Origin of the sequence: Pseudodonghicola sp. (genome assembly GCF_048268305.1) — a bacterium.
Lineage (GTDB): Bacteria > Pseudomonadota > Alphaproteobacteria > Rhodobacterales > Rhodobacteraceae > Pseudodonghicola.
Map to the genome: position 1 here is coordinate 1 of NZ_JBLWVT010000005.1, position 22,225 is coordinate 22,225.

Consider the following 22,225-nt stretch of genomic DNA (forward strand, 5'->3'; position numbering starts at 1 on the left):
TGCTGCGGCTTGGGCTGCATTTGCTGCTGCGGCTTGGGCTGCATTTGCTGCTGCGGCTTGGGCTGCATTTGCTGCTGCGGCTTGGGCTGCATTTGCTGCTGTTGTTGCGGCCGCTGCTGCTGCGGTTTCATCTGGTTCGGTCGATAGAAACCCGGCGGCGTGGTGTTCGGCATCTCCCCGGCGCGGGGCGGGTTCTGCACCCCAGGCTGCATCGGGGCCTGAGGGTGGTTCATCTGCGGCTTGGGCCCCAGCGCCTGCGGCGGCAGCGGGCGCAGGATGATCGGCGGCTGCATCACGACGACCCGCGGGGCGCGGTCGATCAGATAGGGCGCAAATACCCAGAGGATCGCGCCTTCGGGGGTGCGGATCTGGGCCCAGTTGCCCATCCGGGTTATCACCGACAAACGGGTTCCCGGGTGCAACCGCTGATAGGCGGTATAATGGGAGCCCGGACCGCTGCGCGCGTTCAGGAATATGCCGTCCTGAACATAGAGGAAACTGTCGGCCCGCACCGCACCGGCGCCGAGGGTGAGGGAGGCGGCAACCAGAAGGGGGGTAAGGATTTTGCGAACCATTTCGGATCTCCTGAAATCTGGCGACAGGTTATATCGGCCCTGCGGTCGAGTACATTCAAACTCTTTCACAAGAGGAAGTTAAGCGGCGCCTCTCTGTCGCAGCGACGGATCGGCCAGGCTTCGCCTATGGGCCGGGAGCCAAGCCGATTATCCCGCCCGATGCGCGGGCGGGACGCCGGGGAAAACTCGGTTCACCGGCTTGTGCGGCGGCGGCCGTCCTGCGGGGCTTGTCCTTGGGGCCGGCCCTGCTGCTGCGGTTTCTCTTGGTGCTGGGCGGCGACGGGCTGGGCCTTGGGGGCCTGCTCCATCAGATAGCTGCTGAACACAGGAGCAGCCCCTCGGTCGTCCTGATCTGCGCCCAGCTGCCTTCGCGTTTCACCACGGTGATCTTGGTGCCGGGCTTCAGCACCTGCATGGCCGCGTCATTCGATCCGGGACCGGATCGGGCATACAGGTTCACCCCTCTTTCACATAGCGAAAACTGTCGGCGCTGCGGCCAGGGTCAGCGGGGCGACAAAGGCACGGAACATCCGGACCTCCTTCGGGAGTGTTTCTTGCTCGATACATTTGATCGAAAGCCCCGGGGGGGGGGCGGTCCGTCGCGACTTTTTCCAACCTGAAGGCATGCCCGGGCGATCCCCGCCGGGGGCAAGATGCATTGTCCTGTCCCGTCGCGCGGTCTACATGGGATCAGACGCAAGCAAGACAGCAAGATTGGGCGAAGAGATGGCGACCAAACGCTCTATTTTCCAAGACGTGGGCGAGGGCAGCAGCCCGGCGACCCCGGCCGAGACCGGGGTGATCGATCGCGGCCGGCGCGGTGCGCGCAAGGGGAGCCGGGCCTGGCTGGCGGTGATCTTCGTCCTGGTGGTGGCGATGATCGCGGTGGGCGGGCTGACCCGTCTGACCGACAGCGGGCTCAGCATCACCGAATGGCGTCCGGTCACCGGGGCGATCCCGCCAATGACCGAGGTCGACTGGCAGGCCGAATTCGACAAGTACAAGCAGATCGACCAGTGGCGCATCGCCAACCAGTGGATGCAGCTGAGCGATTTCAAGGAAATCTATTGGTGGGAATGGAGCCACCGGCAATTGGGCCGGCTGATCGGGCTGGTCTGGGCGCTGGGGTTCTTCGGCTTTCTGATCGCCCGGCAGATCCCCCGGGGCTGGGCCGGCAAGCTGATCATCCCGGGCGCGCTTGGCGGGCTGCAGGGAGCGATCGGCTGGTGGATGGTCTCGTCCGGGGTGACCCAGGGCGAGGGGATGACGGCGGTGGCCTCCTATCGGCTCGCCACCCATCTGGGGCTCGCCTTCATCATCCTGGGCGTTCTGGCCTGGGATATCTTCCAGCTCGGGCGGGAGGAGCGTGACCTGATGCAGGCGCGGCGGCTGCGCGAGGCGAAGCTCTTCAGCCTGTCGACCGGCTGGCTGCATATCGCCTTCGTGCAGATCCTGCTGGGCGCGCTGGTCGCCGGGATCGACGCCGGGCGCTCCTATACCGACTGGCCGCTGATGGGTGGGCAGGTGCTGCCGCCCAAGCCCTTCATGATCGAGCCGCTGTGGCGCAACTTCTTCGAGAACCCGGCGCTGGTGCAGTTCATTCACCGCTGCTGGGGCTATTTCCTGTTCGTCTTCGGCATCGCGGTCTGGCTGAAAGGCCGTCGCTCCGCCCATGGCGCGACGCGCTTTGCCTTCAACGCGGCGATGGCGGCGTTGCTGGTTCAGGTCGGCCTTGGCATCATGACGGTGATCTATGCCGCGCCGCTGCATGCCGCGATCACCCACCAGCTTGTCGCGGTGCTGGTCTGGGTGCTGATCCTGCGGGCGCGGTTCCTGTCCGCCTATCCGCGTGTCCAATCCGTTCGGGGAGATGTGAAATGACCGCCTATGATGATCTGATGGCCTTCACCCGCGACACCGTCGCGCTGGGAGAGATCGCCGGCCGGCTCGGCTGGGATCAGGAGACGGTGATGCCGCGCGGCTCCGCCGATCAGCGGGGCGAGGAGATGGCGGCGATCGAATCCGTCCTCCATGCCCGCCGCACCGATCCGCGGGTGGGGGACTGGCTGGAGACGGCCGAGGCACCCGATGAGGTGGGCGCCGCGCAATTGCGCGAGATCCGCCGGGTCTATGACCGCACCATGAAGATCCCCGCCGCCCTCGCCACCAAGCTGGCGCAGGTCACCTCGGTCGCCCAGGGCAAATGGGCGGCGGCGCGGGCGGCCGAGGATATCGCCGCCTTCCTGCCGGTTCTGCAAGAGGTCGTCGCGCTGAAACGCGAGGAGGGCGCGGCGCTGGCCGCCGGCGGCTCTCTCTATGACGCCATGCTGGAGGATTATGAACCCGGCACCAGCGCGGCCGAGATCGCGGCGACGTTCGACGCCATGCGCCCGCGCCTGGTGGCGCTGCGGTCGGCCATCCTCGAGCAGCCGGCGCCGGCGGCGCTGAGCGGATATTACCCGGCCGAAACCCAGATGCGGATGACCCGCGAGCTGGCTGAGGTCTTCGGCTATGACATGACGCGGGGACGGATCGACAAGGCGGTGCACCCGTTCAGCTCCGGCTCGGGCAACGACGTGCGGATCACCACCCGCACCAACGAGGACGAGCCGTTCAACTGCATTTATTCCACCATCCACGAGACCGGGCACGCCTGTTACGAACAGAACGTCGATCAGGCCTATCTGCTGACGCCCCTGGGGCGCGGTGTGTCGATGGGGGTGCACGAAAGCCAGAGCCGGATTTTCGAGAACCAGCTCGGCCGGTCGCGCGCCTTCACTGGCTGGCTGTTCGGCCGGATGGTCGAGGCCTATGGCGATATCGGCGTCCCGGATGCCGCGGCCTTCTATGCCGCCGCCAACCGGGTGCATCCGGGCTTTATCCGCACCGAGGCGGATGAGGTGCAATATAACCTCCACATCATGCTGCGCTTCGATCTGGAACGCGCGCTGATGGCGAATGATCTCCAGGTCGGCGATCTTGAGGCGGCGTGGAACGATCGCTTCCTGGCCGATTTCGGCACCGCGGTCGACAAGCCCTCGAACGGGGTGCTGCAGGATGTGCATTGGTCGGTCGGGCTCTTCGGTTATTTCCCGACCTATGCGCTGGGGAACGTCTATGCCGGCTGCCTGCACGCGGCGCTGCGCCAGGCGCTGCCCGACCTCGACGCGCAACTGGCGGCGGGCGACACCTCCGGCGCCTCCGGCTGGCTCAAGGCCAACCTGCAACGCCACGGCGCCCGATACGCCCCGCGCGAGGTGATCACCCGCGCCACCGGCGCCGCACCGACCGAGGCGCCGCTGATGGAGTATCTCGAGACCAAATTCGGCGCGCTCTACGGGTTGTGAGCGGAGGCTGTGAGAGACGGGAAGGGCGGGTCAGTGACCCGCCTTTTTTGTTTGGGGAGAATGATGCGTAGTAAGCGAAAGTTGCAAAGCCACGAGAGAGGCTTTAGCCCTTTGAGACAGGATTGACAAAATTCTAAGCGCAGGTAGCCATGTTTGGAGACTTTGAGGAATGGTTCGCAATTCGCAACCAACATAAAGACGATGAGATTTGGCCAGGGAAGCTGAGTTTCAGTGAAACAGAGGGAATAACGCTAGAGGCGATCTGTTTCCGAGACCATCTATATGAATCTCCAAATTGCGAAACAGGAACGATTACCGGTTACTTAGACTATCAGCGTCCAACGACCATTGTTAACCCTTGGGTGCAGTCACAAGGCGGCGGCAGCATAGGTGTGGACACGCCTGTAATGCGAGCCAAATCACGCATAATGGCCGCCGCTGTACTCAAAAACATTCATCTGGAGGACATAAGCGAGAAGTGCTTTACTGCACTGCACATGAACATGCCTGCTTTCAGCGCGTGGTATGCGCCTCAACTTGTGAAGACAGACTTTGAGGTTGTCGAAGAAAAAGCACCGCCTAAAGTGTCGATCGATATTGACCGCTCCTCTTGCGAATACTTCACGCTTTACAACAAAATTAACGTAAAAATTCAAAGCTATGCGGGGACTAGCGAGGACGAATACACGACAAAGATTACGCAGCGAACGTCCCTGATCTTTGAGTTTCCGGATCCTATCGACTTTTCCGATGCTCAGCAGTGGATTTGGAAGGTAAACACGATGTTTTCATTCCTCCTCGGTCACAGAATGGCACAGAATCCGTATGGGCTTAAAACTACGCATACGAGGAAATGGAACGGTAGAGACGAGAACATCACAGCCGAGTTGGTGTTCCGTCCTGTTTTCAAGAGTACGACACATTACGTTAGTTGGTATGACGCGCTTTTCATGAGACAAAACTGTGTGCTCACTCCAGAAGAACTACTGAATGCAACATTCGAACAATCTGATGCTCTGTTCTACTTGATGAATATGGTGCTTCTGATGGAAAGGCCGGAGAAACTCTCTGCAAACGACTTCGGCGAGCTTCTTGGATGCGTTGAAGACTTCGACATCAAGGCCTTCGGTAATGGGTCATCAAGAGCGCTGAGGTCCGCAAGGGAATCATTGAAGAAGGTCATAAAACAACATGGAACTGATGATGATTTGCAAACGTTGCATGATCTAATATCAAAATCTCCAAACCGTCTTACGTTGGCGGAGCGCCTTGATCGCTTGCAGAAGATGTGGGAAGGATATGGTTTTGGAGGAGGGCCAAAGTCGGTTGAAATTACCAAGATCAGAAATAGCATCTCTCACGGAAGAGGCGTAGACTTATCCTCTGATGATTATAAAAAGATTTCTCGTTTTGGAAATTACCTTTGTGCGTTATCGCGCTTCCATATCTTTAGAATGCTTGGAATCCCTGGACAGGATATTGGTTCGGCTTTCCAACGAGTCTGGAACGTGTATGGAAAATATGCTCCTGAGAACAAAGGCAATCTGTAGCCATACCAAACCACAAAGGTAAGCAAGTCAAAGAAAATTGACATGCTGAACAAAATTCTTAGAGGCGTTGATGTCTATAAAATGCAACTCTTCTGGCCGTTCGCTTTAGGCTGGGAGTTGCCACCGCCTATGGCGAAAGATGCGGGAGTTCCATCCACTCCCTAACCCTCTCCCCAAACAAAAAAAGGCGGACCCAAAGGCCCGCCTCTTCCAATTCCCAAACCCCCGAACGGCTCAGCTTTCCGCCTCGCCCTCGTCCTCGTCGCCCTGATCGGCGATGCGGGCGACGCTGACGACTTCCTCGCCGCCGCCGGTATTGAACACCTTGACGCCGCCGGCGCTGCGCGAGCGGAAGGAGATGCCCTGGACCGGCACCCGGATCGACTGGCCGGTCGAGGTGGCCAGCATGATCTGGTCGTCCATCTCCACCGGGAAGGAGGCGACGATGGGGCCGCCGCGCATGGTCTTCTCCCAGGCGGTGACGCCCTGGCCGCCACGGCCGCGCACCGGATAGTCATGCGAGGCGCTGATCTTGCCGAGGCCGCCGGCGGTGATGGTCAGCAGTAGTTCCTGCGCCGCCAGCATCTCCTGATAACGGGCATCGCTCAGCACGCCTTCGCCCTCGGGGGCATCCTCGACCTCGGTCACCTCTTCCTCGGTGCTGTCGCTGCCCATCTCGGCGCGATAGCGTTTGAGGAAGTCGGTGCGTTCCCAGGACTCCGCCTCGAAATGGCGCAGCACCGACATCGACACCACCCGGTCATCGCCGTTCAGCCGGATGCCGCGCACCCCGGTGGAATCGCGGCCCTTGAAGATCCGCACATCGGTGGCCGAGAAGCGGATGGCACGGCCGGAATCGGTGACCAGCATCACGTCCTGATCCTCGTCACAGATGCGGGCGTCGACCAGCTGCACCGAATTGTCCTCGGGCAGCTTCATGGCGATCTTGCCGTTGCGCTTGACGTTGGTGAAGTCGGAAAGCGCGTTGCGCCGCACGTCGCCGGCAGAGGTGGCGAAGACCACCTGCAGATCGGCCCATTCCTCTTCCGGGCGATCGACCGGCATGATCGCGGCGATCGACACGCCCTGCGGGATCGGCAGGATGTTGATGATCGCCTTGCCCTTCGAGGTGCGCCCGCCGGCGGGCAGGCGCCAGCATTTCAGCTGATAGACCATGCCGTCGGTGGTGAAGAACAGGAGCGCGGTATGGGTATTGGCGACGAAGAGGGTGGTCACCACATCCTCGTCCTTGGTCGACATGCCGGACAGTCCTTTGCCGCCGCGCTTCTGGGCGCGGAAATCGGCCAGCGGCGTGCGCTTGATGTAACCGCCCGAAGTGACGGTGACGACCATATCCTCGCGCTCGATCAGATCCTCGTCTTCCATGTCGCCGGACCAGTCGACGATCTCGGTGCGACGCGGCACGGCGAAGAGATCCTTGATCTCCTTCAGCTCGTTGGCGATGATCTCGAGGATGCGATCCCGGCTGCCGAGGATTTCGAGGTAATCCTTGATCTTGGCGGCGAGGTCTTCGAGTTCATCGGTGACCTCCTTGACGCCAAGCTGGGTCAGCCGCTGCAGACGCAGGTCGAGAATGGCGCGAGCCTGGAGTTCCGACAGGTTATAGGTGCCGTCCTCGTTCATCGTATGGGTCGGATCGTCGATCAGCCGGATATAGCCGGCGATCTCATGCGCCGGCCAGCGCCGTTCCATCAGCCGTTGCCGCGCCTCGGCCGCATCGGCCGAGCTGCGGATGGTCGCGACCACCTCGTCGACGTTCGACACGGCGACGGCCAGACCGCACAGGATATGGCTGCGGTCGCGCGCCTTCCTCAGATCGAAGGCGGTGCGGCGCACCACGACCTCTTCCCGGAAGTCGAGGAAGGAGGTGAGGAAGCGGCGCAGGGTCAAGGTTTCCGGCCGGCCACCGTTCAGCGCCAGCATGTTGCAGCCAAAGGAGGTCTGCATCGGCGTGAAGCGATAGAGCTGGTTCAGCACCACGTCGGCGGTGGCGTCGCGCTTCAACTCGATCACCACGCGCACGCCGTTGCGGTCGGATTCATCCTGCACATGGGCCACGCCTTCGATCCGCTTCTCGCGGACCTGCTCGGCGATCTTCTCGATCATCGTGGCCTTGTTGACCTGATAGGGGATCTCTTCGACGATGATGGCGTAGCGGTCCTTGCGCAGTTCCTCGACCCGGGTCTTGGCGCGGATGACGACGCTGCCACGACCTTCAAGATAGGCCTTGCGCGCGCCGGAGCGGCCCAGCATCAGCGCGCCGGTGGGAAAGTCGGGGCCGGGGATATAGTTGATCAGTTGTTCGCTGGTCAGATCCGGTTCCTCGATCAGCGCGAGCGTCGCATCGACGACTTCGCCCAGGTTGTGCGGCGGGATATTGGTGGCCATGCCGACGGCGATACCGCCGGCGCCGTTGACCAGCATGTTCGGGAACCGCGCCGGCAGCACCGTGGGTTCGCGGTCCTTGCCGTCATAGTTGTCCTGGAAATCGACCGTCTCTTTTTCGATGTCGGCCAGCATGAAGGCGGCCGGCTTGTCCATCCGGACCTCGGTGTATCGCATGGCGGCGGGGCTGTCGCCGTCCATCGAACCGAAGTTGCCCTGACCATCGAGCAGCGGTAGCGACATCGAGAAGTCCTGCGCCATCCGCACCAGGGCGTCATAGATCGAGGCGTCGCCATGCGGGTGGTATTTCCCCATGGTGTCGCCCACGGGACGCGCCGACTTGCGATAGGGCCGGTCGTGGGTGTTGTTGGTCTCATGCATCGCAAAGAGGATGCGGCGGTGCACCGGCTTCAGCCCGTCGCGCAGATCGGGGATCGCGCGGCTGACGATGACCGACATGGCATAGTCCAGATAGGACGTGCGCATCTCGGACTCGATGGTAACGGTCGGCCCGACGTAGGTGGGACGTTCGGGCGGTATTTCGTCCGTGTTTTCAGGGGATTCCGGCGTATCGCTCAAAGCTCGTGCCCGTTTCTTGTGCAGGTTCTATATCTTGTGGGGACACCTTATCAGACCCGGCATATAGGGTGCAATGGCCCATTCTTAACGACTGTGGTCTCTGCCGGTTCTGTTTGCAATCCTTTATTTGTATTGGGAAATTTTGTTTTCTCGCCGCCCTGCGGCAACCGGCTGCGTCGTGAGGGGGCGAAAAAAACGCCGCCCATGGCGCCAGACTTGCCACATGTGTCGAAAGCTGGGCCGAGGGGCTTGGCGTGGGGCCGTCGCCTATGGTCTTCTCCTGCGGGTCGACGGCCGTCGTCCGATCCTCTGCGCCTGTGTCCCCCGGCGCGTTCCGGCCTCGGCTCCGGCTTGTGCGAGGATCGGGCAGCGCCTAGGCTCGGGCTCGGCAATCCCAGAACGGGCAGGAGATCATGCGAGACACCTATTTCGGCACCGACCGCGACAACGTGATGTCGGCGAGCGCCACCTTGAGGGAAAGCTTTTACGGGCTGGAGGGGAACGACACCTTCTATTTCTACGGTGTCGATGGTGTCGATCCGGATTACGACATGTCGGACCGGTTCTACGGCGGCGACGGGCGCGATGTGCTGCAGAACATCAAGCTTTATTTCGATGGCACCTCCGGGTTGAGCCAGCTTGCACAGCTCAGTTTTGACGGCGGCAAGGGGTATGACACGCTGGCGGTCACGATCTCTGCCCAAATGGCCGACTATACCGCCAGCAGCAGCGTGATGGATCTGACGACGATCGCGCCGCTGCTGCGCTCGGTTGAGCATCGGCAATACGATGTCGACCTCGCCGTGATGAGTGGCTCGGTCAATTCGCTGACCATCAAGGGCGGTGCCTTGGACGAGACGCTGCGCCTTCATCAGGAAGATCTGGGCACGATGGGCCCTGGGGGCGAGATCATCGTCAGCCTCGGCGGCGGCGCGGACCGGTTCGAATTTTCGGCCGAGATCGCTGTGATCTCCTCGCTGCAACTGGATACCGGCACCGGGGCCGATGTGGTGATCATGAACGCCTCGCCCACAACCTATCCCGATGACTTCCACGCGGTGATCCGGACCGGCGGCGGCGCCGATACCATCGTGTTGGAGGGGATGTATTCCGAAACCCTGAACGCGGGCGCCGGAGATGACGAGATCTTTGTGCTGACGGGCAGTTTCGCCGAGGCCCCGGATGTCATCCGCACCGGCGCCGGGCGGGACCGGGTCTATATCGAACTCGACAGCTATTCCACCGTCGCCCGGATCCGGGATTTCGCTGCCGGCCAGGACAAGATCGTCTTCGATGCCGATGAGTTCCGCGACACGACCGTCACCTTCGACCGCAAGGTCTGGAAGGCGGCCGAGACCGATATGCTCTACATGGATAACGCGGCCGGAAAGCTCTATTTCGGTGACAATCTCCTGGTGAATTTCGGCGCCGGGACCGAGCTTTCGGCCAAGAACTTCACCACCGACACCTGGGATGTCCTGGCGGATCTCTGAGGGCGATCAGGCCGAACAGCTCGCCCCGCCGAGAACACAGAATTTCGCGCAATGGGGGTGGTTCAGCGCCACCGGGCGTTCGGCCGCCTCCAGCGTTTCGCCCAGATCGAACTGCGGATCATAGGGCAGCAGCGTGCAGGCCACCACCGAGGGGCGCGCGGCGCCGCGGCGTTTGACCACCATGCGGGACGAGGCGCACATCATCGCATCGGGGGATTTCTTCAGGATGCCCCAGCAGGCTGTGGTGATCTCGGGCACCTCGACGTTCAGGTCCATTTCGGGGAAAAGCACGGTTTCGCCGGGATTGCGCGCGTCGATCGCATAGCCCCGCGCGGCAAAGAGCGCACCATAGCCGGCGCGCGCCTGGGCCTCGTCCTCGTGCCACAGGCTGCGGCCGGCCACCGTCATCCGGATACCCCGGGCGCTCAGCCAGTCCATGCCCTGCAGCGTGCGGCCGAAACTGCCAGCGCCGCGTTCGGCGTCGTGCTGCGCGGCGGTATAGTGATCAAGCGAGACGCGCAGCGTCAGCCGGTCGCCAAAGCGCGCCGCCAGATCGGCAAGCCCCGCCTTCACCTTCGGTCGCATCATCGGCTGCATGGCGTTGGTCAGGATCAGCACCTGGTGCCCATGCAGCAGCGCCGCCTCGGCCAGGGCGTTCATCTGCGGGTTCATGAAGGGCTCGCCGCCGGTAAAGCCGATCTCGCGCACCGGCCAGCCCCGGCCTTCGATCTGGTCGAGAAACCCCTCGACCTCCGCCCGGGTCAGATAGACCAGCGCGTCATTGCTGGGGCTGCTTTCGATATAGCAGTTGGCGCAGGTGATGTTGCACAGCGTGCCGGTGTTGAACCACAGCGTTTCGGGATGGCTCAGCGCGACGGTGGCGCGCGGCTCGCCCTTGGCGGTCAGCAGCGGATCGCGGAACTTTCCCTGATTGGCGGCGGCACTGTCTTTCATGGCGGTCTTTTCCATCACAACCGGCAAGTTTGTTCTAGCCTGCGAACCGAAGAAAGGTAAAGTCGCGCCGAAAAAAGGCCAGATCGGCGAAGCGCCTGTCACCTTGCTTGGCGAATATGCTAGGACGGGTCGACAGCGGGACCGAACGGCAGGAGGTATGGAATGATTGCGCGCGCGATACCGGTCGATCCCTTCGACCTGGTGATCTTCGGGGCCACCGGTGATCTGGCGCGGCGCAAGATCCTGCCGGCGCTGTTCAAACGGTTTTGCGCCGGGCAGATGCCTGCCGGTGCCCGGGTGATCGGATCGGCGCGCAGCGACCTGAGCCTGCAGGAATTCCGCAATCTGCTGACCGCAAGCGTCACCGAACATACTCCGCAGCATGTGCGCGAACCCGGCATGCTGAGCGGTTTTCTCGACTGTCTGGCCTATCAGCGGATCGACGCGCGCGGGCCCGAGGGCTGGACCGATCTGGCGGCGATGCTGGATCAGGACCGGGTTCGGGCATTTTACTTCTCGGTCGGACCCAGCTTGTTCGGCGAACTGGCCCAGCGGATTCGCGAATATGACATGGTCACCGACCAGACCCGGATCGTGGTGGAGAAGCCCTTCGGCCAGGATCTCGCCAGCGCCAGGGCGCTGAACGCCACGCTTGCCAGTCATTTCGACGAAAGTGTGATCTATCGGATCGACCATTATCTGGGCAAGGAGACGGTGCAGAACCTGATGGTGGTCCGCTTCGGCAATATGCTGTTCGAACCGCTGTGGAACAGCCAATATGTCGACCACATCCAGATCACCGTGGCCGAATCCGTCGGTGTCGGGGGCAGGGCGGAATATTATGACCGCGCCGGCGCGATGCGGGACATGGTGCAGAACCACCTGATGCAGCTTCTCTGTCTGATCGCGATGGAGCCGCCGGCGAAATACGATCCCGACGCGGTGCGCGACGAAAAGCTCAAGGTGATCCGGGCGCTCGATCCGGTGAAGCCGCATCATATCGTGCGTGGCCAGTATGTCGCCGATCCCGATCACCCGGAGCTTGGCCGCGGCTATCGCGATGAGGTCGGCAATCCGCGCAGCACCACCGAAAGCTATATCGCGCTCAGGACCCATATCAGCAATTGGCGGTGGGCCGGCACGCCGTTCTATCTGCGCACCGGCAAGCGGCTGGTGGCGCGGTCCTCGGTGATCAACGTGCGGTTCAAGGATGCGCCGCATTCGATCTTCGGGGCGGAGCCCGGACAGCATTCCAACGTGCTGTCGATCCGGCTGCAGCCGAACGAGGGGATCACCCTGCAGGTGACCATCAAGGAACCGGGGCCAGGGGGCATCCGGCTGACCGACGTGCCGCTGGACATGACCTTTGCCAAGGCGTTGGGGCCTGACGGGCGCGATCCGGCCGATGCCTATGAGCGGCTGATCATGGATGTCATCCGCGGCAACCAGACGCTGTTCATGCGCGGCGACGAGGTCGAGGCCGCCTGGGCCTGGACCGATCCGGTGATCGCCGGCTGGCAATCGCGTGGCGATGTGCCCAAACCCTATGTCATCGGCAGCACCGGGCCGGCCGATGCCGATCTGTTGATGAAACGCGACGAACGCAGGTGGCGGGGGATCAATCCATGAACTTCCTCGAATACCCCGATCGGGAGATGCTGGCGATCGACCTCGCCAACCAGTTGGCCGGGGCGCTGAAAGCGCATCTGATGACACATGAGACCGCCTCCTTCGCGGTCTGCGGCGGCACCTCTCCGGGGCTGATCTTCGACGCGCTTTGCGCCGCCGATCTGGAGTGGGAGCGGGTGCATGTCCTGCCCACCGACGAACGTTGGGTGGCGCCCGATCATCCCCGCTCGAATGCTCGGCTGATCCGCGAACGTCTGCTCACCGCGCGGGCCGGTGCCGCCAGCTTCCTGCCGCTGTGGGAGCCGGAGGAAAGCCCCGAGGCGGCCTTGCCGGCGATCGCCGCGCGGGTCTCGCCCGAGCTGCCGCTGTCGGTCATGCTGCTCGGGATGGGTGAGGATATGCATACCGCCTCGCTCTTTCCCGGCGCCGCCGGGCTGCGGGAGGCGCTTGCCGATGATGCGCCGCCGGTGGCGGTGCTGCGTCCCGAGACGGTGCCGGAGGCACGCATAAGCTTGACGGCGCCGGTTTTGGACGGGGCGCTGTCGAAACACATGGTCCTCTATGGCGAAGCCAAACGCGCCGCGCTAGAGAGGGCTCTGTCGCTGCCGCCGGAGGAAGCTCCGGTTCAGGCGGTTCTAAAGAACACCTCCGTCCACTGGTCGGTTTAAAAGTTGAAGATGAGGTATTAGAATGTGGGGGGACCTCAAGGCCCTTCGGCAGGCCACGCTGGATCGCAGCCTGGTCGAGCTTTTCGACGCTGAAACCGCGCGAGCTGAACGGTTTACCGCTCTGGGGTGCGATTTGCGGTTCGACTTTTCGAAAACGCATATTGATGACGAGATCTTGCGAGCGCTCACCGCGCTTTGCGATCAGGTCGCCTTGGCCGAGCGTCGCGAGGCGATGTTCGCCGGGGCCAGGATCAACGAAACCGAGGGCCGGGCGGTGCTGCATACGGCGCTGCGCAATTTCAGCGGCACGCCGGTGCCGGTCGGTGGCGCCGATGTGATGCCCGGGGTGCGCGACACGCTGGCCCGCATGGCGGCCTTCTCGCGCGAGGTGCGTGACGGGCGGTTGACCGGGGTCGGGGGGCACTTCACCGATGTGGTCAGCATTGGCATCGGTGGCTCGGATCTCGGCCCGGTGATGGCGACGCTGGCGCTGGCGCCCTATCATGACGGGCCGCGGCTGCATTACGTGTCGAACGTCGATGGGGCGCATATCGCCGATACGCTGAAGCATCTCGACCCGAAGCGGACGCTGATCAACGTCGCTTCAAAGACCTTCACCACGGTCGAGACGATGACCAATGCCCGCACCGCGCGGGATTGGATGCTGGCCGGCGGCGGTGATCCGGCGCGGCAGTTTTTCGCGATTTCGACCGAACCGGGGCGGGCGGCCGAATTCGGCATTCCGGCCGAGCGTGTCTTCGGCTTCTGCGATTGGGTCGGCGGGCGGTTCTCGCTCTGGGGGCCGATCGGCCTGCCGGTGATGCTGGCGGTGGGGCCGGATAATTTCCAGGCCTTCCTGCATGGCGGATACGAGATGGACTGCCATTTCCGCACCGCCCCCTGGGCCGAGAACCTGCCGGTGCTGTTGGCGCTGGTCGGGCTTTGGCACAGCCATGTCTGCGGTTATCCGAGCCGTGCGGTGCTGCCCTATGATCAGCGGCTGGCGCGGCTTCCGGCCTATCTGCAGCAGCTCGAAATGGAATCGAACGGCAAGTCGGTGGCGATGGACGGGACGCCGGCCGAAGGCCCCACCGGCGCCATCGTCTGGGGCGAGCCCGGAACCAATGGGCAACATGCCTTCTTCCAGCTTCTGCATCAGGGCACCCAGGTGGTGCCTTGCGAATTCATGGTCGCCGCGCGCGGTCACGAACCGCATCTGACGCAGCACCATCGGCTGTTGGTGGCCAATTGCCTGGCGCAATCGCAGGCGTTGATGGTCGGGCGCAGCCTGGATCAGGCGCGCGACAAGGCGGCGGCGGCGGGGTTCGTCGGCGAGGAGCTGGAGCGTCAGGCGCGTCACCGGGTGTTCCCGGGCAACCGCCCCTCGGTGACGCTGGCCTATCCGCAGCTCACCCCCGGGGTGCTGGGGCAGATCGTGGCGCTTTACGAACACCGGATCTTTGCCGAGGGGGTGATCCTTGGGATCAATTCCTTCGACCAGTTCGGGGTCGAGCTTGGCAAGGAAATCGCCACCTCGCTCGGCCCGGTGCTGGAGGGCGCATGCGGCGGCGCCGATCTGGACGGATCGACCGCCGCGTTGATCGCTTATCTGCGAGGCGAGGGGGGCTGATCGCCAGGGGCGGCCGGTTCGTCCGGCCGCTCGTTGCGCCGCTGGCGGCGCTCGTTGCAGAGCGCGGCCGTGCTCATGCGTCTGGGCGGGCGCCTTCGACCTTGACCAGATAGTCGCGCAGGGTCTCCGGCAGCACGTAGCGGTCGTGGCTTTCCGGCATCTGCAGCACGGCGATCACCTTCAGCGTGGCGCGCAGATCGCCCGACCAGATTTGCTGTTCCAGCACGATGGAGCTTTGCCGAAAGCTCTCGGCGCGGGAGGTGACGATATAGGATTCGTTCTCCAGCATTTCCTTGAGATAGCGGATGGTGGCGCTGTGCACCGCCACCCGCGGCCGGGGCAGACCCGCGAAGAGCGGGCGCCAGACCGTGAACATATGTTCCACCCGGGCCCGTTCGAACCAGTCCATATAGGCCTTGTTGTTGACGTGGTTCTGCTTGTCGAGTTCAGAGAACCGCACGCGGTCGGCGATCGCCAGCGGCTGCGGCGCGGTGAGGCCGTGGGCGATCTGCTCTTCGGCCGTCAGCGGGGTGAGATATCTGAGTTCCATGCGCCGCTGCCTACGCTGCGGCCGCGCCCTGGGCAAGCATCCGAAGCGGCTGGCATCGGCACGAGGCGCCGAACCTTTGGAAAAAACGCCGGCCGAGACCCGGAAAGCCCTCTGGGCTGCGACGAAAATGAGCAGATTTAGGTCTTCCGGAACGTCACTTATTGCCAAGGCATGGGTCAGTTTGGCAGGACTGCGATATGGGAGGAGACAGACAGATCGCGCAGGAGAGCCGCGATGGGTCGATTTCCTCGACATGACACACATCCGGGCGCTTTCGCCCGAAGGCATTAGGAGGAGTCTGCCATGCTGGGTCAGATGATGACCAAACCCCTGCTGATTTCGTCGCTGATCGAGCACGCGGCGCGCTATCACGGGGACACACCGATCGTTTCGGTGAACACCACGGGTGGCGGCGTCGAACATACCACCTGGGCCACGGTGGCGATGAATGCGCGCAAGATCGGCTCGGTGCTCAGCAATCTGGGGCTCGACCCGCAGGACCGGGTTGCCACCATCGCCTGGAACAACCGGCGGCACCTGGAAATCTATTACGGCGTGTCGGGGGCGGGCTTTGTCTGCCATACCATCAACCCGCGCCTCTTCCCCGAGCAGCTGGTCTATATCGTCAACCATGCCGAGGATAAGGTTCTTTTCATCGAAGAGACCTTCCTGCCGCTGGCGGTGAACCTGCGCGACCAGATGCCGACGCTGGAGCACATCGTGATGATGGGCCCGCGCAAGGAGGAACTGGCGGCGCAATACGACTGGCTGGAATTCTATGACGATTTCATCGCGCCGGGCGACATGCATTTCACCTGGCCCGAGTTCGACGAGCTGACCGCGTCGAGCCTGTGCTATACCTCGGGCACCACGGGCAACCCCAAGGGCGTGCTCTATTCGCACCGCTCGACCGTGCTGCACAGCTTCGCCTCGAACACCCGCGACGTCATCGGCTATTCCGCCGCCGATGTGGTGATGCCGGTGGTGCCGATGTTCCATGTCAACGCCTGGGGCGCGCCCTATGGCTGTGCGATGTCGGGCAGCGCCATGGTGATGCCGGGGCCGGATCTGCATGGTGAGGCGCTGGTGAATCTGATCGACAACCACAGCGTGACCTGCGCCATGGGCGTGCCGACGATCTGGCTGGGGCTCTTGGCCTATGCCAAGAAATCCGGTTCCCGCCTGGAAAGCCTGGAGCGGACGGTGATCGGCGGTTCCGCTTGCCCGCCCTCGATGATCACCGAGTTCCGTGAGCGCTATGGCGTCGACACCATCCACGCCTGGGGGATGACCGAGCTCAGCCCGCTGGGGTCGGCCAACCAGCCGCTGGCCAAGCACAAGTCGCTGCCGCCGGAAGAACAGCAGCGCCTGCGCCAAAACCAGGGTCGTCCGCCTTTCGGCATCGACCTGAAGGTCGTCGACGAGGACTATCACGATCTGCCGATGGATGGCGTGCTGCAGGGCGATCTGCTGGTGCAGGGGCACTGGGTGCTGAACAGCTATTTCCGCATGGACGACGCCCAGGTCCTGCACGATGGCTGGTTCGCCACCGGCGACGTCTCGACCCTCGATCCGAATGGCTACATGACCATCCGCGACCGGTCGAAGGACATCATCAAGTCGGGCGGCGAATGGATCAGCTCGGTCGAGCTGGAGAATATCGCCATCGGCCATCCCAAGCTTGCCAATGCCGCGGTGATCGGGGTGGAGCATCCGAAATGGGACGAACGCCCGGTGCTGATCGCGGTGCCGGCAGAGGGGGAAACCCCGACGGCCGAGGAGCTGCTGGCCTTCTATGAGGACAAGATCGCCAAATGGCAGATCCCCGATATGGTGATCTTCGCCGATGCGCTGCCGCTGAACGCCACCGGCAAGGTGCTCAAGCGGACGCTGCGCGATCAATACAAGAACGTGCTGATGGAAGCCGCTGAATAAGGCACCCTCTCAGGTGAATGTGCGGACGGCCCGGGGGAAACCCCGGCCCGTTTCGCGCCTCGGTCCTCGCCATCGGGGCCGGTCCGGCCGCCCCCTGCGGGGCTCAGGCGGTGACCGCCAGTTCTGTCATCATGCCGCTCGCCAGATGCCCCATCTGGTGACAATGCAGCATCCAGGGCGCGGGCTCGCCGGCGTCGAAGGCGATGGTGACACTGCCCATTGCCGGCACATGCACCGTGTCGCGCATCGCGCCCGCAAACCGGGTGCCGTTGACCTCGATCACCTGGAAGACATGGCCGTGCAGGTGCATCGGATGCGCCATCATCGACATGTTGTGGAACATCAGCTCGACCCGCTCGCCGCTTTTCGCCGCAACGGGCACGCGGGTGTCCCAGGTCTGACCGTCGATCGTCCAGACATAGGGCTGCATCGAGCCCGCCAGCATCACCATCTGCCCGTTCTGCACCGGGCGGTCGGGCAGGGGCGCCATGGCGCACAGTGCCAGCTCCTGCCGCATGTCACCGGAAACCGGCGGGTGGTCGGCCTCTGACAGCCCGGCGATGCGCGGCACCGCGGCGCCCTTCGGTGCCAATATGATCCCGGTGCGCTCCCGCGCGCCCTCGCGCAGGGCAAGGACCGGCAGCGCCGCGCCATCCGCCGGCAGGTCGATCTCGATATCAAGCCGTTGCGCCGGCGCTGCCGAAAAGCGCGCGCCCGCCAGCGGCGCCACCGGTTCGCCATCGACCGCGACAAGCCGCCCGGTGCCCGCGCCGAGGTCGATCCAGAAGGCCGTCATCGAGGCGCCGTTGATGACCCGCAGCCGCACCCGGCCGCCACGCTCGACCGCGATCACATCCGGGTCGTCGAGGGTGCGATCGTTGGCCAGATAGGCGTCGAAATCGAAATCGTTCAGGTCCATCGCCATGCCCGACATGTCGTGGGCGCCGCCCATCATCATGCCCGCCATGCCGCCGGACTTGCCGCCTGTCATCGGCGCGGCGTTCATCGGCATCGCGGAATGATCCATCTTGCTGTGATCCATCGCCGTGCCGCCGGTCACCTCGGCCAGAACCTCCGCGGGAGCGCGGAAGGCGAAGTCGTGCAGGAACATCACCACCTCCTGCCGGTCGGCGGTGATCTCCTCGGGCCGGCGCACGATCAGCGGCGCCGCCAGGAGGCCGATCTCCTGCTCGGGGATGTGGCTGTGCATCCAGAAGGTGCCGGGGCGCGCGGCGAAGTCATAGGCGCGCGTCTCGCCCGGTTTCAGCATCGGGTTGGTGTTCGGCACGCCGTCCTGGGCATTGGGCGGGATCTGGCCGTGCCAGTGCACGATGGTCTCGATGTCGAGCGCGTTGGTCAGATCGGTGCGGAAGCGCTGGCCGGGATCAAGCGTCAGGCCAAGGCCGCCTTGGGCGTTCAACAGTCCCATCACGGTGGCGGCGCGGCCGTTGACCTCGATCACCCGGGTGGTGGCGGTGAGGGCGAAGCCGTCGGTCGTGGCACGGGCGCGTGCGGGTAGCAGGAGAGAGGCGGCAGAGGCCGCCGAAGCGGCGAGAAAGCCGCGGCGCGAAAGTCGGGTCATGATGATCTCCGGAAAAAGGTGTCGACGTGGGGTCGGGGCGGAGATCAGGCGCGGGGCGGGTGCCCCTCTGGATGCGGCCAGAGCGAGGGGGCGTCGCTGTCGATGAGAACCACCGCGATCACCTGCATCCTGCCGAGACCCGTGGCGGCAATGGCGGGCGCGGTGAGCAGGCTCGCGCCCAGGCAATGCTGCCGGCAGCTCTCATCCTGCGGCATCGGTGTGGTGCCGTGCAGCGCATCGGGGCAGGGGTGGATCGCTGGGGCGGGGTCTTGCGCTGCGGGCATCGCGGCCGCCGGCAGGCCTATGCCTGCCGCGAAGACGGCGACAAGGAGACAGCGAAGAAGCGCGGCAAACCAGGACATGGGTGCACTCTAGTCCGATGATCCCTCCTTGTCAGATGACTTTCCCGGCATCGAATTGCAGCGTGACCCAGGCCAGCACGGCATAACGCCCGCCCTTGGCGAGCGTCACGATGGCGAGAAACCGCCAGAAGGGTTCCCGCAGCACTCCGGCCGCAAAGGTGAGCGGATCACCGATCAGCGGCAGCCAGGAGCCGAGCAGGCTCCAGTGCCCCCAGCGGCCATACCAGCCGGTCGCGCGATCGAGCTTGGCGCGAGAGATCGGAAACCAGCGCCGGTCGGCGTATTGGATCAGGAACCGCCCCAGCCCCCAGTTTATCGTGGCCCCAAGCACATTGCCCGCGGTGGCCACCGCCAGCAGCACCCAGACCGGATGGCCGGCGGCCAGGATCAACCCGACCAGCACCGCCTCGGACTGCGCCGGGATCAGCGTCGCCGCGACCAGCGCGGCGAGAAACAGGCCCAGAAGCGCCGTCACCTCAGCCGATCCCGAGCCAGGGCCGGAAGGTCAGGACGCAGCCAGCCGAGATCGCAGGGCTTGGCAAGAACAGGGATCATGCAGCCTCGAAAGATTTACCCGACCCCCGGAACCGCGGGGGCGCCTTGGGGCGTAGGGGCGCACAGGCTTGCGCCGGTCGCGGTCTATCCGGCACGAGCGCTGTGGCGCAACCCGGAAACGGGCGAACGGGTTGGAGGTTCGACGCCTGGCGTCTTGGCCGGCGATCATCACAAGGGCGCTCCCTCACCTCCGGGGGATATGCCGAGACACCTGCGCCCGCTGGGGCAGTCCCGCCGATGTCCGAATTTCGGACACCCCGGTATCGGCGTCTTTGCTATGAAGAAGGCCAGCAGCCAGCCAGGGTTGATTCGCACCGCGCTTTCGGGAGGACGGAGGCATCGGGACTGCGAAGCGCCTCTAGGTTTGCTCAGATGACCTGTCTTTTCGGGGAGGAGAAGATGGAGCACATGGTCCGCAAGGGGGACTGGGAGGATTTCATGGCCGTCGGTCGTGTGCCGGCCAATATCCGTCGTGAGGTCTTTGAAAGCTGGAAACGCTCGGCTCGGCGCCCGATCTCGAAACTGAAATGCGCGCCAACCCTCGATGCCGAGGCCTTGGCGACACAGCAGGCGATGGCACGCCGCCTGCGCCGCGGCGCGCAGACGGCGCTGCACCAGGCCGGGCGATTGCTGAACCGGAGCGGCGATATCTTCCTGCTCTGCGATGCCAGCGGCGTGGTGCTGGATGCGGTGGGCGACACCGGCACGCTGCTGCGGGCGCGCGAAAACCACCTGCATCTCGGCGGAAGATGGAGCGAGGAGGCGATCGGAACCAACGCCATCGGCACGGCGATCCAATTGGGCGTTCCGGTGGTGATCCGGCAGACCGAACATTTCTGCGAGGCGATCCAGCGCTGGAACTGCGCGGCGACGCCGATCAAGGAGCCGGGAACGGGGCGGCTGTTGGGGGTGGTCGACATCTCCTGGCCCGAAGACATTGCCCAGGCCAATGCCGCGGCGCTTTCCGCCGCGCTGGCGCTGCAGGTCGAGGCCGAGCTGACCCAGATGGTGGCGCGCGAACGCGAGGCGGTGATGGAGCAGCTGCATCTGCGCCGCTTGCGCCGCGGCAACGAGCCGATGCTGATCATGGACCGCAGCGGGACGGATATCTTCGCGACCGAGGATTTCGCCCGCTTCTGCGAGGATGACGAGACGCTGAGCTGGCTGCGCGGCCAGGTGCCCGAGTTGATCGACCAGACCCCTGACCGGATTGCCGAGGCGTTGTCGGATTGCCTGCAGGGCACCGACCTGGAGGTGATCGAGAAACAGGGGGAGGCGATCGGCGTCATGATCTCGTTGCGGCGAGGGTCGAGGGGGCCCGTCGATGCCACGGCTGAACTGGCGCAGATCGGCCGCGTCGGCGAGGTGACGGCGCGCCTTTGCGCCCAGGCGCAGAAGCTTGCCGGCACCATGATCCCGATCCTGATCGAGGGGGAGACCGGAACCGGCAAGACCTATCTGGCAGAGGCGATCCATCGTGCCAGCGGCCAATCCGAGGGGCCGTTCGAGCTGATCGACTGCGCCCGGCTGAGCGAGGCCGGGCTGCGCGAGGAGCTTGCCGATCCCCATCTGCGGGGAGCCGGCGGGGTTCTCTGCCTCAACAGCCCGGGCGCCGCCGTGCCGCCGGTGCAGAAGCTTTTGCTGACGGTGATCGAACAGGCGGCGATGCGGGGAACTCGGATCATCTCCCTGTCGATGCGGTCGCTCTATGACGAGATGCGCAAGGGCGCCTTCCGCAGCGATCTCTATTACCGTATCGCCGGGGTGCGCTTGCAGATACCGCCGCTGCGCGAACGCCCCGAGGAAATCCGCCCGCTGCTGCGGCAGCTGGTGCAGCGGCAGGCGGCCAAGGAAGAGGGGCGCGAGTTGCGCTTCACCTCGGGCGCGATGACGGCGCTCGAAGGCTATGCCTGGCCCGGCAACCTGCGCGAGATGTGCAATCTGATCACCGCGCTCGATGCGCTTTCCCCCACCGGGCTGATCGACGACCGCACCCTGCCGCCCGAATTCCGCCAGCGCCGCCGCAGCGGCGAGCCTGACACCCTGCGCGACATCGAACGGGCCGAGATTCTGGGTGCGATCGCGGTCGAGGAGGGCAACCTCTCCCGCGTGGCGCGGCGGCTGGGCATCGCGCGGTCGACGCTTTACCTCAAGCTTGACAGCTATGGCATCGCGCGGCCGCAAAAGGCCTGATCGCCAGCTGACGATCGAAACCGACCGCATCGGGCGCGAGACAGCTCTTGCGCCCGATGTCTTTTGTCGGTCGCCCATCGCGCGCCGGCCCGGCGATTTCGCGTCCGCAGCATGTCCGTCGGTCCGGACGGAAATCGGACATCTGCCCGGGTGATCCCCGGTCCATCCTGAACATCAGTCGCTCCGCGCTTTGGGGCGACCGGAACGAAGGGAGGAG

Annotated in this window: 17 protein-coding genes; 9 read left to right on the forward strand and 8 right to left on the reverse strand. The window is 64.1% G+C overall.

Annotated features, from left to right (window positions below; genetic code table 11):
* On the reverse strand, window positions 1-575 hold a 575-nt coding region (locus ACN0V4_RS10275; RefSeq protein WP_417675704.1), incomplete at its 3' end, for an SH3 domain-containing protein.
* 307 nt (window positions 576-882) lie between these two features.
* On the reverse strand, window positions 883-1,035 hold the full coding sequence (locus ACN0V4_RS10280; RefSeq protein WP_417675706.1) for an SH3 domain-containing protein: 153 nt from the start codon (window positions 1,033-1,035) through the stop codon (window positions 883-885).
* A 266-nt stretch (window positions 1,036-1,301) separates the two neighbouring features.
* On the opposite strand from ACN0V4_RS10280, the gene ctaA reads away from it, so the two are divergent.
* From ctaA to ACN0V4_RS10295, 3 genes are all read left to right on the forward strand, one after another.
* Complete coding sequence (gene ctaA / locus ACN0V4_RS10285; RefSeq protein ID WP_417675708.1) at window positions 1,302-2,456, forward strand: heme A synthase; 1,155 nt, start codon at window positions 1,302-1,304, stop codon at window positions 2,454-2,456.
* Window positions 2,453-3,922, forward strand: coding sequence for a carboxypeptidase M32 (locus ACN0V4_RS10290; RefSeq protein WP_417675710.1), 1,470 nt, complete (start codon window positions 2,453-2,455; stop codon window positions 3,920-3,922). The genes ctaA and ACN0V4_RS10290 overlap by 4 nt, the downstream gene beginning before the upstream one ends.
* 149 nt (window positions 3,923-4,071) lie before the next feature.
* A complete protein-coding gene (locus ACN0V4_RS10295; protein ID WP_417675712.1) occupies window positions 4,072-5,472 on the forward strand; it encodes a hypothetical protein in 1,401 nt (466 codons plus the stop codon).
* A gap of 234 nt (window positions 5,473-5,706) precedes the next feature.
* Here ACN0V4_RS10295 and gyrA read toward each other — a convergent pair whose 3' ends face one another.
* Entirely contained in the window at window positions 5,707-8,457 is a 2,751-nt protein-coding gene (gene gyrA, locus ACN0V4_RS10300) for a DNA gyrase subunit A (protein WP_417675714.1), read from the reverse strand.
* A gap of 413 nt (window positions 8,458-8,870) precedes the next feature.
* Between gyrA and ACN0V4_RS10305 the strand changes: the two genes are divergently transcribed.
* A complete protein-coding gene (locus ACN0V4_RS10305) occupies window positions 8,871-9,950 on the forward strand; it encodes a hypothetical protein (protein ID WP_417675716.1) in 1,080 nt (359 codons plus the stop codon).
* 6 nt (window positions 9,951-9,956) lie between these two features.
* Here the strand turns inward: ACN0V4_RS10305 and ACN0V4_RS10310 are convergent, their stop codons facing one another.
* Window positions 9,957-10,904 carry a radical SAM protein gene (locus ACN0V4_RS10310; RefSeq protein WP_417675718.1) on the reverse strand — a complete coding sequence of 316 codons (948 nt, stop codon included), beginning with the start codon at window positions 10,902-10,904 and terminating at the stop codon, window positions 9,957-9,959.
* A gap of 162 nt (window positions 10,905-11,066) precedes the next feature.
* Here ACN0V4_RS10310 and zwf point away from each other — a divergent pair, with 162 nt between their 5' ends.
* Genes zwf through pgi form a run of 3 tightly spaced genes read left to right on the forward strand, consistent with a single transcriptional unit; the run spans window position 11,067 to window position 14,831 of the window.
* Window positions 11,067-12,533, forward strand: coding sequence for a glucose-6-phosphate dehydrogenase (zwf, locus tag ACN0V4_RS10315; protein WP_417675722.1), 1,467 nt, complete (start codon window positions 11,067-11,069; stop codon window positions 12,531-12,533).
* The gene (pgl, locus tag ACN0V4_RS10320; RefSeq protein WP_417675724.1) at window positions 12,530-13,201 is read left to right on the forward strand and encodes a 6-phosphogluconolactonase; all 672 of its coding nucleotides are present in this window, start codon (window positions 12,530-12,532) and stop codon (window positions 13,199-13,201) included. The genes zwf and pgl overlap by 4 nt, the downstream gene beginning before the upstream one ends.
* Window positions 13,202-13,223: 22 nt before the next feature.
* Window positions 13,224-14,831, forward strand: a complete 1,608-nt coding sequence (gene pgi / locus ACN0V4_RS10325) for a glucose-6-phosphate isomerase (RefSeq protein WP_417675726.1) — start codon at window positions 13,224-13,226, stop codon at window positions 14,829-14,831.
* 73 nt (window positions 14,832-14,904) lie between these two features.
* Here pgi and ACN0V4_RS10330 read toward each other — a convergent pair whose 3' ends face one another.
* Entirely contained in the window at window positions 14,905-15,381 is a 477-nt protein-coding gene (locus tag ACN0V4_RS10330; RefSeq protein WP_417675728.1) for an acyl-CoA thioesterase, read from the reverse strand.
* Window positions 15,382-15,684: 303 nt separating this feature from the next.
* Here ACN0V4_RS10330 and ACN0V4_RS10335 point away from each other — a divergent pair, with 303 nt between their 5' ends.
* A complete protein-coding gene (locus tag ACN0V4_RS10335) occupies window positions 15,685-17,316 on the forward strand; it encodes a long-chain-fatty-acid--CoA ligase (protein WP_417675730.1) in 1,632 nt (543 codons plus the stop codon).
* 103 nt (window positions 17,317-17,419) lie between these two features.
* Here ACN0V4_RS10335 and ACN0V4_RS10340 read toward each other — a convergent pair whose 3' ends face one another.
* From ACN0V4_RS10340 to ACN0V4_RS10350, 3 genes are all read right to left on the reverse strand, one after another.
* Window positions 17,420-18,898, reverse strand: coding sequence for a multicopper oxidase family protein (locus ACN0V4_RS10340; protein ID WP_417675732.1), 1,479 nt, complete (start codon window positions 18,896-18,898; stop codon window positions 17,420-17,422).
* 44 nt (window positions 18,899-18,942) lie between these two features.
* On the reverse strand, window positions 18,943-19,182 hold the full coding sequence (locus ACN0V4_RS10345) for a hypothetical protein (protein WP_417675734.1): 240 nt from the start codon (window positions 19,180-19,182) through the stop codon (window positions 18,943-18,945).
* A 109-nt stretch (window positions 19,183-19,291) separates the two neighbouring features.
* Window positions 19,292-19,735, reverse strand: coding sequence for a YqaA family protein (locus ACN0V4_RS10350; RefSeq protein WP_417675736.1), 444 nt, complete (start codon window positions 19,733-19,735; stop codon window positions 19,292-19,294).
* A gap of 452 nt (window positions 19,736-20,187) precedes the next feature.
* On the opposite strand from ACN0V4_RS10350, the gene ACN0V4_RS10355 reads away from it, so the two are divergent.
* The gene (locus ACN0V4_RS10355; protein ID WP_417675738.1) at window positions 20,188-22,008 is read left to right on the forward strand and encodes a sigma-54-dependent Fis family transcriptional regulator; all 1,821 of its coding nucleotides are present in this window, start codon (window positions 20,188-20,190) and stop codon (window positions 22,006-22,008) included.
* The last annotated feature ends 217 nt before the right edge of the window (window positions 22,009-22,225 follow it).